General features: G+C 56.4%; 12 protein-coding genes. 3 read left to right on the top strand and 9 right to left on the bottom strand.

Annotated elements, in window-relative coordinates; all coding sequences use genetic code 11:
- Positions 1 to 27: 27 nt before the first annotated feature.
- The 4 genes from AACZ86_RS06705 to AACZ86_RS06690 are packed head-to-tail and all read right to left on the bottom strand — an operon-like array spanning position 28 to position 4,919.
- A complete protein-coding gene (locus tag AACZ86_RS06705; protein ID WP_339690626.1) occupies positions 28 to 756 on the bottom strand; it encodes an N-formylglutamate amidohydrolase in 729 nt (242 codons plus the stop codon).
- A complete protein-coding gene (locus tag AACZ86_RS06700) occupies positions 753 to 1,607 on the bottom strand; it encodes a 4-(cytidine 5'-diphospho)-2-C-methyl-D-erythritol kinase (RefSeq protein ID WP_339690624.1) in 855 nt (284 codons plus the stop codon). Before AACZ86_RS06700 ends, AACZ86_RS06705 begins: the two co-directional genes overlap by 4 nt.
- Entirely contained in the window at positions 1,607 to 3,244 is a 1,638-nt protein-coding gene (locus tag AACZ86_RS06695) for a tetratricopeptide repeat protein (protein WP_339690622.1), read from the bottom strand. The genes AACZ86_RS06700 and AACZ86_RS06695 overlap by 1 nt, the downstream gene beginning before the upstream one ends.
- A gap of 19 nt (positions 3,245 to 3,263) precedes the next feature.
- Positions 3,264 to 4,919: an electron transfer flavoprotein-ubiquinone oxidoreductase gene (locus AACZ86_RS06690; RefSeq protein ID WP_339690621.1), complete on the bottom strand. Its 1,656-nt coding sequence runs from the start codon at positions 4,917 to 4,919 to the stop codon at positions 3,264 to 3,266.
- Positions 4,920 to 5,047: 128 nt separating this feature from the next.
- On the opposite strand from AACZ86_RS06690, the gene AACZ86_RS06685 reads away from it, so the two are divergent.
- Positions 5,048 to 5,824, top strand: coding sequence for a uracil-DNA glycosylase family protein (locus AACZ86_RS06685; RefSeq protein ID WP_339690619.1), 777 nt, complete (start codon positions 5,048 to 5,050; stop codon positions 5,822 to 5,824).
- Positions 5,821 to 7,563 (top strand): lytic transglycosylase domain-containing protein, encoded by a 1,743-nt coding sequence (locus AACZ86_RS06680; RefSeq protein WP_339690616.1) that lies wholly within the window; start codon positions 5,821 to 5,823, stop codon positions 7,561 to 7,563. Before AACZ86_RS06685 ends, AACZ86_RS06680 begins: the two co-directional genes overlap by 4 nt.
- Before the next feature lie 86 nt (positions 7,564 to 7,649).
- Here AACZ86_RS06680 and ahcY read toward each other — a convergent pair whose 3' ends face one another.
- The gene (gene ahcY, locus AACZ86_RS06675; RefSeq protein WP_339690614.1) at positions 7,650 to 9,050 is read right to left on the bottom strand and encodes an adenosylhomocysteinase; all 1,401 of its coding nucleotides are present in this window, start codon (positions 9,048 to 9,050) and stop codon (positions 7,650 to 7,652) included.
- Positions 9,051 to 9,207: 157 nt separating this feature from the next.
- On the bottom strand, positions 9,208 to 9,780 hold the full coding sequence (locus tag AACZ86_RS06670) for a YqgE/AlgH family protein (protein WP_339690613.1): 573 nt from the start codon (positions 9,778 to 9,780) through the stop codon (positions 9,208 to 9,210).
- Between the two features lie 139 nt (positions 9,781 to 9,919).
- Here AACZ86_RS06670 and AACZ86_RS06665 point away from each other — a divergent pair, with 139 nt between their 5' ends.
- Entirely contained in the window at positions 9,920 to 10,396 is a 477-nt protein-coding gene (locus tag AACZ86_RS06665; RefSeq protein ID WP_339690612.1) for a peroxiredoxin, read from the top strand.
- A gap of 57 nt (positions 10,397 to 10,453) precedes the next feature.
- On the opposite strand, the gene AACZ86_RS06660 is transcribed toward AACZ86_RS06665, so the two are convergent.
- Genes AACZ86_RS06660 through AACZ86_RS06650 form a run of 3 tightly spaced genes read right to left on the bottom strand, consistent with a single transcriptional unit; the run spans position 10,454 to position 13,599 of the window.
- Positions 10,454 to 12,292 carry a M2 family metallopeptidase gene (locus tag AACZ86_RS06660; RefSeq protein ID WP_339690610.1) on the bottom strand — a complete coding sequence of 613 codons (1,839 nt, stop codon included), beginning with the start codon at positions 12,290 to 12,292 and terminating at the stop codon, positions 10,454 to 10,456.
- Positions 12,293 to 12,349: 57 nt separating this feature from the next.
- Complete coding sequence (locus AACZ86_RS06655) at positions 12,350 to 12,877, bottom strand: hypothetical protein (protein ID WP_339690608.1); 528 nt, start codon at positions 12,875 to 12,877, stop codon at positions 12,350 to 12,352.
- Between the two features lie 8 nt (positions 12,878 to 12,885).
- Positions 12,886 to 13,599 carry an alpha/beta fold hydrolase gene (locus tag AACZ86_RS06650; RefSeq protein ID WP_339690607.1) on the bottom strand — a complete coding sequence of 238 codons (714 nt, stop codon included), beginning with the start codon at positions 13,597 to 13,599 and terminating at the stop codon, positions 12,886 to 12,888.
- Positions 13,600 to 13,604 lie beyond the last annotated feature (5 nt).

Below are 13,604 nucleotides of genomic sequence, written 5' to 3'. Positions count from 1 at the left end.
CGGATCGTCCTTTCAAAAGTCCGCCGGTTAAGCAAGGGCTGTTCTTATTTTATCGCAACTACGCAATAAAATATCAGCGAAACGGCGCTGTCCTGCCTCTTCCCGGATCAGATCCTGGCGAACCTCGACCCCGATATAGGGCTGGCCGATGGTTTCGCAGTGGCGGTTCATCGTCGCGTTCAGGTCTTTGCCGGAATAAGGCATCTGGTCGCCGATGATCAGGCCGTCCTCTTCGCCGAGAAACTGGAGCGCCAGACGCGGGGCCGTCTGATGCTCATTATACATGATTCCCATATCCCACGGACGTTCGAGGTCCGGTCTGGTACGAAGCACCGGAGAGAAACTGTGCAGCGAAGCGACGAGAGCCGGCTTCAGGTCGGCGATCAGCGCCGCCACCCGCTCGTGATAAGGCGTAAAAAAGCGATCCAGCCTGGCTTGCCGGTCCTCGGCGGAGAGATGGTTGCCCGGGATTTCGATGCCATCGCTGCTTTCCACGATGACGGCCGCTTCGTCAGGATAGCGGTTGAGATCGACGATCAGACGGGAGTTTGCGCTGAGAATGGCGAGATATCCGCCATGTTCCGTCATCAGGCGTGCAATCGGCGCGATGCCCGGATCATAAGCGATATGGTCATCTTCATATTCCGGCGGGATTCCCAGATCGATATCGTCCGGAATATGTCTCGAAGCATGATCGACAACGATCAACACGCCTCCTTCGGAAGGCACTCCGGATATTTCAAAAGCTTCGGTCATCGAAAACTCCCAATCATGGTCCACGCCCCGTCCATCGTCCGCAGACAATGGCTCTCGGCATTTTTGGCCTCTGCGAGCGTATCAAACAAGGCAAAACAGGTCGCGCCGGAGCCGGACATCCGGGCGATGACCGGTTGGCATTCTTCCAGCATTTGCAACACGTCGGTCAATATCGGTACCAGCGCTATTGCCGGTTTCTGCAGGTCATTTCTGCCGTTCCGCGCGACCGTCATGACCGGCCCGCTTTCGAGAGCGCCGCGATCGACACCATCCCAGGCTGCGAATATATCCGCCGTCGAGACGGGAACCAGCGGATTGACGAGCAGCGCGGTGCATTGCCTCAGATCGTCGTTCGCAATACTCGTCAGGTCCTGGCCAATGCCCTTGCCGCTACAGGTCTGGCTGATCACACAGGCGGGAACATCGGCGCCCAACGGTTTGGCGATTTCGGCCAGTTCCGTGAGATCATGGCCCAGTCCCCAGAAGCGGTTGAGCAACCGGAGCGTCGCGGCAGCATCGGCGGAACCGCCGCCAATCCCGGAAGCCACCGGCAGCCGCTTGTCGAGACGAAGATGCGCGCCGCGCGTCACGTTCGATTCTTCTGCAAGCCGTTTGGCCGCCTGCACAACCAGATTATCCGTTGTGCTGAGCCCTTCGGCAAAAGGACCGCTTATTTCCAACGTCACGCCATCACCCGGCTGGACCGAAATCAGATCGCCAGCATCGAGAAAGGCGAATATCGTTTCCAGTTCATGATAGCCATTTGGCAGCCGCTTGCGGACATGCAGGGCCAGATTGATCTTTGCATAGGCCGTTTCGTTATTCACCATATCCAGAAGCGGATCGGGCATCAGGGCGATACGAGATCGGGCCGGAGCCCCAGGTCGATCTTGCTGGCGAGACGACGAGCATCATCACCCTCGGCAAATAATTCGGCAGATCGCCAAGCATAGCGCGCTTCATAGAGCCGCCCCACGGTCCAATAGGCATCACCGAGATGTTCATTGATCGTCGGGTCCTTTGGCTCGCCTTCGAGAGCATTTTCCAGATAGCCGATGGCACGGTCATGCTCGCCGGTAATATAATAGGCCCAACCGAGAGAATCGGTGATCGCCGGCGAATCCGAGCGCAAGTCATGCGCCTGCTTGATCGCGGCAACAGCCTCTTCCTTGTTTTCCCGGCGTTCGAGTTGGGCATAGCCCATATAATTGAGAATCGTCGGGGAGTTGGGCAGCAGTTCATTGGCTTTTCGTAGGGATTGCAAAGCTGCGGGCCAGATCCCGGCCTGTTCCTGCGCTCCGCCCAATGCCAGCCAGTAATTGGCCATGACCAGAGCCGGTTGATCCTGCTTTTCACCCAGTGCAACCGCAGATTCAAACGAACTTGCCGCAGCCCTGTTATCGCCCATCGTCTGCAAGGCCTGACCCTGCAATATATAGAGCTCGGGAGCATCCGGGTTAAATTTCAAGGCACTATCCAGACGGGTGAGCGCCCGGTCATAGTGTCCGTTTGTGACCAGGCTGGCGATTCTGGAACCGAGCGCGACCAGATAATATGGGCTCTCGACCGCAATCCGGTCAAATTCCGCGACGGCCAGATCGTGGCTTTCTGCACTGGCAAAAGCACGGCCCAGCGTCAGCGATGCATAGTCGGATTTGCCGGCAATATGCGCGCCCGCCTGCGCCATGACCAGCGAGAGAAACTCGGCCCGCTGAGCCATCAGATCGTTCGACAGGCGTTGAAAAAGAAAGCCCAGACCGGCGGCTGGCGTAACCTTGAGCGCTACGCCCTTTTTCTTCCCCGACTCGATCTGCTGCGACAGCTTCTGTTCCGGGCCCGATGAGCGGAACTTTAAAATTTCCTGAGCCGTTGCCGGATCATTATTCGCCCAGAAGTGTCGCGCCGCCGCTACCCGTAGCGGCGCCATGCGGGCTTCGTTGCGTTCGACCAGTCTGGCCAGCAAGCCGATGGCATCACTTTCCTTCCGACTCGCCAGCCTGTTCAATATCAGTTGCTCTTCGAGATAATATCGCGCGGTCGTATCCGCCTGTGCCAGCGAGAGAGTGGCCGTTGCGTCCTGCCCTCTGGCGGTTTCGAGCCACGCTTGCAGGAAAGGCTGCATGAACTTGAAATTCTTGAGCGCTTCCAGTTCGACGATCGCCCGCTCGGCGCCATTCCAGTCGCGTTGTGCAAAGGCCGCAGCAAAGGGCAATAACGGCATTTCCGGATCCGCTTTGCCGCGTAACTGCAATGTGCGGACGGATTTCACCGCCAGATCGAAATCACCGACGCCAATCGCGCTGACAAAGGCCTTGCCAGCGAGCAGGTCGTTGTCGGGCTGTTCTTTCAGACTCTCCGCATAAATTGCGGCGGCGGTCTGCAATTCATCTGATGATTCAGCAAGCCGCGCCGCAACAAAACGGTTCAGGGCCGACGAGCTGTCGCCGCGGCTGGCCAGCGCTGGCGAACCGGCGAGTCCGGCAACCACCAACGCACAAAAACCAAGTTTACATATTCGGATAATTTGGACCTCCGCCCCCTTCGGGAACAACCCAGTTAATATTCTGGGACGGATCCTTGATATCACAGGTTTTGCAGTGAACGCAATTCTGTGCGTTGATCTGGAACTTCGGTTTGCCGGCTTCATCCTCGATAAACTCATAGACACCCGCCGGGCAATATCGCGCCGATGGTCCGGCAAAGACGGGCAGATTGACATCGACCGGAATATTCGGGTCCTTCAGCTGCAAATGCACCGGCTGGTCTTCAACATGGTTGGTGTTGGACAAGAACACCGACGACAGACGGTCAAAGCTGATCACGCCATCCGGCTTCGGATATTCGATCTTCTCGCAATGTTCCGCCCGTTTAAGTCGCGACCAGTCGGGATGCAATTTCATCGTGAACGGCATTTTGATTTTGAGATGCTCTGCCCACATATTCATTCCGGACAATATCGTGCCCAGGAAATCGCCATATTTCTCGACCGCTGGCAGGACGTTGCGAACAACGCGCAATTCTTCACGAACCCAGCTATTCTCGTAAGCCGTTCCATAAGCCCTCAGCTCGTCACTTGTGCGCTCGGCGATAATCGCTTCATAGGCTGCCTCGGCCGCCATCATGCCCGTCTTCATGGCGGTATGTGTACCCTTGATCCGCGGGACGTTCACGAAACCGGCAGAACAGCCGATCAGGGCGCCACCGGGAAAATATAATTTGGGAACGGCCTGGAAACCGCCATCGTTGATCGCGCGCGCGCCGTAGGAAACTCGCTTGCCACCTTCCAAGATCTTGCGGATTTCCGGATGCTGTTTCCAGCGCTGCATTTCTTCGAATGGCGAGAGATAGGGATTTTCATAGTTGAGCCAGGTAACAAAACCGAGCGCGACCTGATTATCCGCCTGATGATAGAGGAAGCCGCCGCCGTTTGCGCCGCCGCCTAGCGGCCAGCCTTGCGAATGGATGACTCGCCCGGCCTTGTGTTTTGCCGGGTCGATATCCCACAATTCCTTGACGCCGAGACCATAGATTTGTGGTTGGCTGTCTGCAGTCAGCTCAAACTGCCGTTTCAATATCTTGGTGAGATGGCCATGGGCGCCCTCTGCGAAAAATGTATATTTGGCATGCAGTTCGAGGCCCGGCTCGTAATCCGGCTTGTGGCTGCCATCGCGGGCAACGCCCATATCACCGGTGGCGACACCTTTTACCGATCCGTCGTCATTATATAGTAACTCCGCAGCGGCGAAGCCGGGGAATATCTCGATGCCCATATTCTCTGCACGTTCGGCGAGCCAGCGGCACAGATTGCCAAGCGATCCGGTGTAGGTTCCCTTGTTGTGCATGAATGAAGGCGTTGCGAAATGGGGTATCGAGAATTTCTTGTTCTTGGTCAGTATCCAGTGGTGATTCTCGGTGACCGGCGTTTTCGCCAGCGGACAGTCCTCGTCCCGCCAGGCCGGAATCAATTCATCAAGAGCCTTGGGATCGATAACCGCACCGGACAGGATATGCGCGCCGATTTCCGAACCTTTTTCAAGGATGCAAACAGAGAGCTCCTTGCCGGCCTCGTCCGCCAGTTGTTTGAACCTTATGGCTGCGCTGAGACCGGCGGGACCACCCCCGACTATCACCAGATCATACGGCATTGACTCTCGTTCGCTCATGTCGATTTTCCTACAATTCTTGCTTTTATTCTCATCTACATTCGGTCTGTCGTAAACCGAAACCCTCTGGGCAGAAACCTGCTTTCCCGCCAATTGACCTATTCGTCAACTCATGACTCTATGCATGAATGAATTTAATTACCCCACCAACCGCAAATCCATCCACCGAGTCGATGATCCACAGTCTGCAGAACTGGTGGTCGCTCGCCGGTGTAGAGCTTGACTATAACGAACAACCGTCGGCACTTTTGGCAGCGGAAACCCTCCCACCCATAGCCGTCAGCCCTGCCCCGACTTCCGTTACGAAACCTGTGCCGGAAGAGGCCGTGATCCCGGTCCGAAGCGAGCCGTTGCCGGAGTCTCATGAGGCATTTCTCGACTGGCTGGCCAATGGCAAGGAACTGGCCGAAGCGACATGGTCGCGGAGCAGAGTGCTGCCAGAAGGCATATTGGAACCGGAAATCATGACCATCTCGGCGCTCCCCGAAAAAAGTCGCGATGGCAGTGTCCGGTTGTTCAATCAGGAGAACCAGAAGCTGCTGAACAACATGCTGGCCGCAATCGGGGGTGATTCGGAAAAATCTTATATGGCGACCATCGCCCTGTCCCTGCCGGTTGACGGCAGAATCGACGAACAACATTGGAAAGCCCTGAAAATCAGGCTTTTTCACCATATCGGGCTGGTCCGCCCCAAGCGGATAATCTGTTTCGGCGACCTCGCTGCGAAGATTATTTTCGGCGAAGACTTGCTGTCAGCGCGGAAAAATAAGCAAATTATTAACCATGGTGCATCAGAAACAGAGGCGATCGTAACGTTTCATCCCCGGATCCTGATCGAACGGCCATTATTCAAGGCCGAAGCGTGGAAGGATTTGCAAATGCTGACAAGGATTTCTGCCCCGTGAAACTGAAATTTGCACTGACTGCATCGCTTCTCACCCTTATTGCATCGCCGGCTTTCGCCGATGACGGAGCAGTGCTCTACAACAGTGCCTCGATTGCCAAGGACATACCCTCGCAGTTGAAGCGGCAACAATCCGAGCATTATCGGGCCCTTTTCTCGGCGATGACCGCCAATCAGTGGGACGTGGCGCAGAACCTGTTGGACACTGCGCCAACTGGTCCGCTGAAATCGATCGCACAGGCAGAATTTTTTCTTGCTGCCAACAGTCCGCGGGCAGAGCTCGGACCATTGCTGACTCTGGTCAACGAAGCGCCACAGATACCGCAAGCCGCCCAATTGGGCCGTCTGGCAGAAAAGCGCGGCGCGCAATTGCTGCCCAGCCTGCCACAGCGGCGGAATCTTTCATGGGTACCAGGCTCTCCCATCCGTTCGAAACCGAACGACGTGAGTTCGGACAGCGCGGCCAATGGCGTGCGGGGCCAGATCATCGATTATATCAAACATGACAATCCGCAGGGTGCAGAGTCATTGCTCAACGCGAGCGCGATGAACATGTCGTCCGAAGGCCGTACCGAACTCGAGCAGCGCGTCGCATGGTCTTATTATATCGAAAATGACGACGCCTCCGCCTTGCGTATGGCTCGACAGGCTCAAAATGGCTCAGGCGAGTGGGTCGGTCATGCCGACTGGGTTGCCGGACTGGCTGCCTGGCGGCTGAACGATTGCCGGTCGGCGAGCAGCTCGTTCGAGAAAGTCGGACGCTCTGCCGACAATGTCGACCTGAAGGCAACCGGCCTCTACTGGAGCGCCCGGGCCGATCTGAAATGCGGTCAGCCGGAAAAGGTACAGGGCAAGTTGCAAGCTGCAGCGCGCTATGACGACAGTTTTTACGGTATGCTTGCCGCGCAGACGCTGGGGATGGAACCAAACCAGTCGGAACAGACGAAGCTGTTCGAAAAATCGGACTGGCGGGCGCTCGAGCGTCATGAGAATGTCCGCGCAGCCATCGCATTGGTCGAGATTGGCGAAGAGCGGCTGGCCGATGAAGTGCTACGGCATCAGGCCACCATCGGCCCGGATGCCGATCACCCTGCCCTGATCAAAATCGCCCGTGAACTGGATCTGCCACGGACCCAGTTGTGGCTGGCGCATAATGCGCCACGCGGCATGACGCCCGACGCCCAGGCGCGCTTCCCCGCGCCGAAATGGACACCCGACGGGGGCTGGCGGGTCGATCCGGCTCTTATCTATGCCCATACATTGCAGGAATCCGGATTTCGCAGCCAGGTGGTCAGCCCCGCCAACGCCATCGGACTGATGCAGGTGCGTCCGGGAACCGCCGGCGATATCGCCAAGGCCAACGGCATCCACTTCAATGAAGCGGATCTCTACAAACCCTCTACCAATCTGGAATATGGCCAGTCCTATCTCGAATATCTCGGGAAATCATCCATTACCGGCGGCAAGCTACCCAAGATTGCGGCTGCCTATAATGCCGGCCCTGGCGCGGTGCAGCGCTGGAACACGGAAATTAAGGACAATGACGATCCGCTATTGTTCATGGAAAGCATCCCCTATGTAGAGACCCGTGGCTATGTCTCGATCATCCTGCGCAACTACTGGATGTACGAGAAGCAGGCCGGCATCCAGTCGGTCAGCGCGCGTGCGCTGTCCCAAAATCACTGGCCGGAATTTCCCGGCCATCCGGACGGACGCAAGACCCAGTTCACAGCCCGCTAAACTCCGGGACCCATAACTCCAGACAGCAAAAAGCCGGACAGTGATTTTAACACTGCCCGGCTTTTGATTTCGGAATATTGTATCGCCTAGTAGCGGTAATGGTCCGGCTTGAACGGGCCTTCGACCGGAACGCCGATATAATCAGCCTGTTCCTTGCTGAGCTTGTCCAGTTTCACGCCGAGTTTCGCGAGATGCAGTTCCGCGACCTTCTCGTCGAGATGCTTCGGCAGCACATAAACGTCATTTTCATATTGTTCCGGACGCAGCCACAGTTCTATTTGCGCCAGCACTTGGTTGGTGAAGCTTGCCGACATCACGAAGCTCGGGTGGCCGGTTGCACAGCCAAGATTGACCAAGCGACCCTGAGCCAGAATGATCAGTTTCTTGCCATCCGGGAATTTGACTTCATCGACCTGCGGCTTGATTTCAGTCCATTGCATGTTCTTCAGGCCGCTAATCTGGATCTCGCTGTCGAAGTGGCCGATATTGCAGACGATTGCCCGGTCCTTCATAGCGCGCATGTGATCGACGGTGATGACGTCCTTGTTGCCGGTCGTGGTGACGAAGATATCGCCCCGTTTGGTGCCTTCTTCCATGGTCACGACTTCGAAGCCTTCCATCGCTGCCTGCAGCGCACAGATCGGATCGATTTCGGTTACGAGAACGCGCGCGCCGCCGTTGCGGAGCGACTGGGCGGAGCCTTTGCCGACATCGCCGAAACCGGCGACAACAGCAACCTTGCCGGCCAGCATGACATCGGTGGCGCGACGGATCGCGTCGACCAGCGACTCTTTGCAGCCGTAGAGATTGTCGAACTTCGACTTGGTAACGCTGTCGTTGACGTTGATCGCCGGGAAAGGAAGCTTGCCGATCTTGGCCAATTCATAAAGACGGTGAACACCGGTGGTGGTTTCTTCCGAAACGCCCTTGATGGCTGCAACGGTCTTGGTCAAATAACCAGGGCGTTCTGCGAGAAAGCGGGTCAGGGTTGCAACGAAGACTTCTTCTTCTTCATTTTCCGGCTTGAACAATTCTTCGCCGGCTTCAACCCGAGCGCCCCAGAGCGCGAACATGGTGGCATCGCCGCCATCGTCGAGGATCAGGTTGCAGGTTTCGTCCGTGCCCCAGTCAAAGATGCGCTCAACATAGGACCAATATTCTTCCAGAGTTTCGCCCTTGATCGCGAAAACCGGGGTTCCGCCCGCTGCGATAGCAGCGGCGGCGTGATCCTGGGTCGAGAAGATGTTGCACGATGCCCAGCGGACTTCAGCGCCGAGATCGAGCAGGGTTTCGATCAGCACGGCGGTCTGGATGGTCATGTGCAGCGAACCGGTGATCCGGGCGCCTTTCAAAGGTTTGTCTGCGCCGAATTCTTCGCGCAAAGCCATCAGACCCGGCATTTCGGTTTCGGCTATTTCAATCTCCTTGCGACCGAAATCGGCGAGAGAAATATCCTTGATAACATAATCCTGGGTTGCGGTGGCCACGTCATATCTCCTTGAAAAACGAAATGCCGCACGGGCAATCCTGTGCGGCAACATGGCTTTTCAATAACGGCATCTGGCTGCTGAAGCAAATATAAAGATGTCTTTATATTTGATATTTTGTGAGGCTCGTCCACCGCGCGCCGCAACAATCAAAAGGTCAGGCGCTGCCGAATCCGCTCGACAGTTTCGACGGATCAATGCCGAGGGCTTCCCATGCCATCAGCCATTTGTCGCCCGACTCTGTCTCGTACAGCCAATCGGGAGACCCTTCCGCGATAGTCCAGCCATTCTGGGTCAGTTCGCTTTCCAGCTGTCCTTCGCCCCATCCGGAATAGCCAAGCGCGATGATCCAATGTTCCGGCCCGCGCCCCTGCGCTATCGCCTTGAGCATATCGATCGAGCTGCTGAGCCCCCAGCTCTCCCCAACCTGCAGCGTATCCGACATGTTGATATCGAGACTGTGGAGAATGAAACCGCGTTGTGTTTCCATCGGACCTCCCAGAAAGACATCGCAGTCAGGCGCTTCGGTCGTGTCGATATCGAACTGTCCGAGAATATCATGGAAACTGATGCCCTCTACCGTCTCGCCGATGTTGATACCGAGGGCACCATTTTCATCATGGGAACAGATGGCCACCACCGATCGGGAAAATCGCGGATCGGCCATTCCGGGCGTGGCGAGAAGAAATTGTCCGGAGAAAAATATCGTGTCATGCATCAAAGGCAGCATAGCAACGCAAATATCCGCTGCCCATATTAAACTTCACCGCTGATTTGTTTGTCCGGCTCGCTTGCAATTTCCCGCGCCGGTCACCACTATCTGCTATAGAGGCAATCATAATCAATCCAATCCAAACAAGGAGCATAAGATGATCAACAAAGGCGATAAAATTCCAGACGTGAAACTGGTCAAGGCGACCGCCGAAGGTCCGCAGCAAGTCAGTTCGGGCGAATATTTTGCCGGCAAGAAAGTGGCACTGTTCTCGGTTCCCGGCGCATTCACGCCTACTTGCTCCGCGAAGCATCTCCCCGGCTTTGTAGATAAAGCGGCCGAGCTGAAAGCCAAAGGCGTCGACGAAATCGCCTGCACCGCGGTCAACGACGCGTTTGTCATGGGTGCATGGAATGATGCATCGGGTTCAGAAGATGTCACCATGCTGGCTGACGGCAATGGCGAATTTGCTCAGGCAGTCGGCCTGACCATGGACGGTTCCGGCTTTGGTCTGGGCGAGCGCGGCCAGCGTTTCTCGATGATCGTCAATGACGGCGTCGTCGAAGAACTGAACGTCGAAGCACCGGGCGACTTCAAGGTCAGCACCGCGGAATATATGCTCGACCAGCTTTAATATTAGCGACAAAATAATAGCCGGCGGAAACATATGTTCCCGCCGGCTTTTCTATGTCTACCAACCGCAAGACTTGCCTTTATTCTCTTCCTTCAGCCAATCCATCAGCGGCGCGAAATAGCTGATCATCGCCTTGCCGTCCATTTCACGGGTTCCGGTGAAGGCTTCGAGTGCGTCGGGCCAGGGCTTGGAAGCGCCCATTTCCAGCATCGCGTTCAGCTTGGCGCCGACTTTCTTGTTGCCATAGAAAGAACAGCGGTGGAGCGGTCCTTTCCATCCTGCAGCATCGCAAGCGGCCTTGTAGAACTGAAACTGCAATATCCGGGCGAGGAAATAGCGCGAATATGGCGTGTTGCCCGGGATATGATATTTTGCACCAGGATCGAAGGCATCGGCGGGCCGGTCAACCGGCGGCGTGATACCCTGATATTCGAGCTTCAGGTCATGCCAGGCATTAGTATAATCCGCTGGCTGGATATCACCGGAGAATACCTGCCAGCGCCATTTGTCGACCAGCAGGCCGAATGGCAGGAAGGCGACCTTGTCCATCGCCTGACGCAGCAACAGACCGATATCCTTGTCGGCGCTCGGCACCTTGCTCTTGTCGAGCAGGCCTACCTGAACCAGATATTCCGGTGTGATCGACAGGGCAACCGCATCGCCGATCGCTTCATGGAAACCGTCATTGGCGCCGTCGAGATGGAGATAGCTCTGCTTGTTATAGGCGCGCTGGTAATAATTATGGCCAAGCTCGTGGTGGATGGTGGTGAAATCATCGCCATTGACCTTGATGCACATCTTGATCCGGATATCGTCGACATTGTCGATGTCCCAGGCACTTGCATGGCAGACCACTTCGCGGTCCGCCGGCTTGGTGAACAAAGATCTTTTGTAGAAGGTGTCGGGAAGCGGTTCAAAGCCGAGAGAGGAGAAGAAGCCCTCGCCTGCCTTGACCATCTTCATCGCGTCATAATCTTTCGCGACCAGCAATTCGGTCGTGTCAAAGCCGATGTCACCGGCTCCTTCCGGTGCGACGATATCGTAGATATTGCCCCATTCCTGCGCCCACATATTGCCGAGAAGATCGGCGCGGATCGGACCGGTTTCCGGTTGCACCGCGTCACCATATTTTTCATTCAGCTTGTCGCGAGTGTAGCAATGGAGCTGGTCGTAAAGCGGTTTGACCTGCGCCCATAGCTTGTCGGTCAGCTTGGCGAAATCATCGGCCGGCATATCATAGCCCGACCGCCACATCGCTCCGACGTCGGCAAAGCCGAGTTCCTTGGCGCCTTCGTTGGCGATCTCCACCATCCGGGCATAATCATCCTTCATCGGCGCGCCGACATTGCTGTGCCAGCTTGCCCACATTTCGGAAAGTTCTTCCGGATTACGGTTGGTGCCCATTTCGGCCTCGATATCGGAGCCGTTGATTTCCTTGCCGTTCAGCGTGCCCTTGCCCTTGCCGTAAGCCGAGTTCAGCTTGGTCGCGATTTCGTTGAGTTCGGTAGAAGCGCCCTCTGTCGTTGGCGCGGGGAGCACGATACCGCCGCGCAATTTGTCCAGCTTGCGGCGGGTGACAGCGTCCAGCCCTTCGACATCGTTGAACATCGCCGCATCAATCGCCGCCTGTACCGACATCGTCGTTCCCTCGGCACCGACCTTGGCGGCCAAAGCGTCGGTATCGTCGGTAATGAAGTTCGAGTTTATCCAGTAGATCCGCGAAGCATCGAGCGAGAAATCAAACAGCTGCTGCTCGGTTTCATCGACGAATTTCTTTGCGTCGGCAGCGGTCGGGGCAGCACTTGCTTCCACGGCATCATTTTCGTGATGCTTGGCCAATGCAGGTGTTGCGAGAGCCATGGTGGCGATGGCGACGATCGAAGCGGCGGTTTTCATGATATGATCCTCAACTATTTTGAATTTGGTTGGAATTGAAACTTTATTGCCTGCCGGTCAAGCCCGTGTTTCGCGCCATCGCCAGATAAGCGCCCCGATCATCGCGACCGTACCGACTATCCAGGCTATGACTTTTACTGGCTTCGCCAGAGCAGCCGTTCCCGCGAGAATGTCGCTGCCCCGTTCATTGACCAGCTGGATCAGCTGGCTAACGGTTTCGACGTAATCGGTAAGACCGAAGACGAAATAGCTGAGAACACATAGCAGACCGACCTTTTTCAGCGTCGGGGAACTGGCCCGCTGCCAGATCAGCCTTCCGCCGATAATCCCGCCGGACATATAGAGGGTGATAAAAACCAGATCGCCGATCATGCCCCAGCGAGCGAGTTCAAGCGCGCCTGACTCCGCCCAGCTTTGCTGGATCGCGTTCACCCGCTCCGCCGTTGCCGCGCTTTGGTGATCGAGTATCCCGTTGGGAGCAACGATGGTTTCAAGCGCACCGTTAGACATGATGAGATAGGCAAATATCGCCAGTCCACCGCCCCAGAATATCCAGAAATTACGCCAGCTATACAATTTCGGCATTGTCCCTCCTATCCGACCAGAAAGCGCACCATTTCCTGGCTCATTTCCGCTTTGGTCACGCTGCTCATATGCGTCCCCGGTATGGCGACATGTTGTCCCCGGGACAATAGTGCGGTCAGCTTGACCGGATCGCCATTATCGCGATCTTCGGATCCGCACAGCACCAATGTAGGCGTGTCTATAGCCGCCAAAGCCTCTGGCTCCAAATCGGAAAAGGTTCTGAGCAGATAGGAGGCGGCAACCGGATCTACCTTCTGGCTTTTCATGAACTGGATAGCCATCCAGTGCGGATCACCGCGCTTGGCAGTGTCCTTGATCCGGATTGCTTCCTGAAAAAATTCCTGACGCCGTGCCCATCCGGCAAGCCCTTCCAGTCCCATGCCCATCAGCATCGCCTTGGCCGGCGTTGCGCCCGTGACCAGCAGCCGCGCCGTTGTCCGGGCGCCGAGCGAGAAGCCGCCGAGATCATAGTCTGACAATTGCAGATGTTCGATCAGCGCCTGCACGTCCCTGACCAGCACATCTTCGGGATAGGCAGCCGGATCATGCGGCGCCGCGCTTTCACCATGAGCGCGCAGGTCGGGCATGATCACCCGGAAACCGGCGGCGACCAGGGCCTGCGCATGGCCAAATTTGATCCAGTTGGTATCGGCGTTGGAAAACAGCCCGTGAAGCAGGATCACAGGGCGGCCTGCGCCCATTTCATGGATTTTGAGGCTCACTCCGT

This window comes from uncultured Parasphingorhabdus sp., assembly GCF_963975735.1.
GTDB lineage: Bacteria > Pseudomonadota > Alphaproteobacteria > Sphingomonadales > Sphingomonadaceae > Parasphingorhabdus.
The sequence above is the reverse complement of the archived record's forward strand: the minus strand, read 5'-3'. Positions and strand labels throughout refer to the sequence as shown.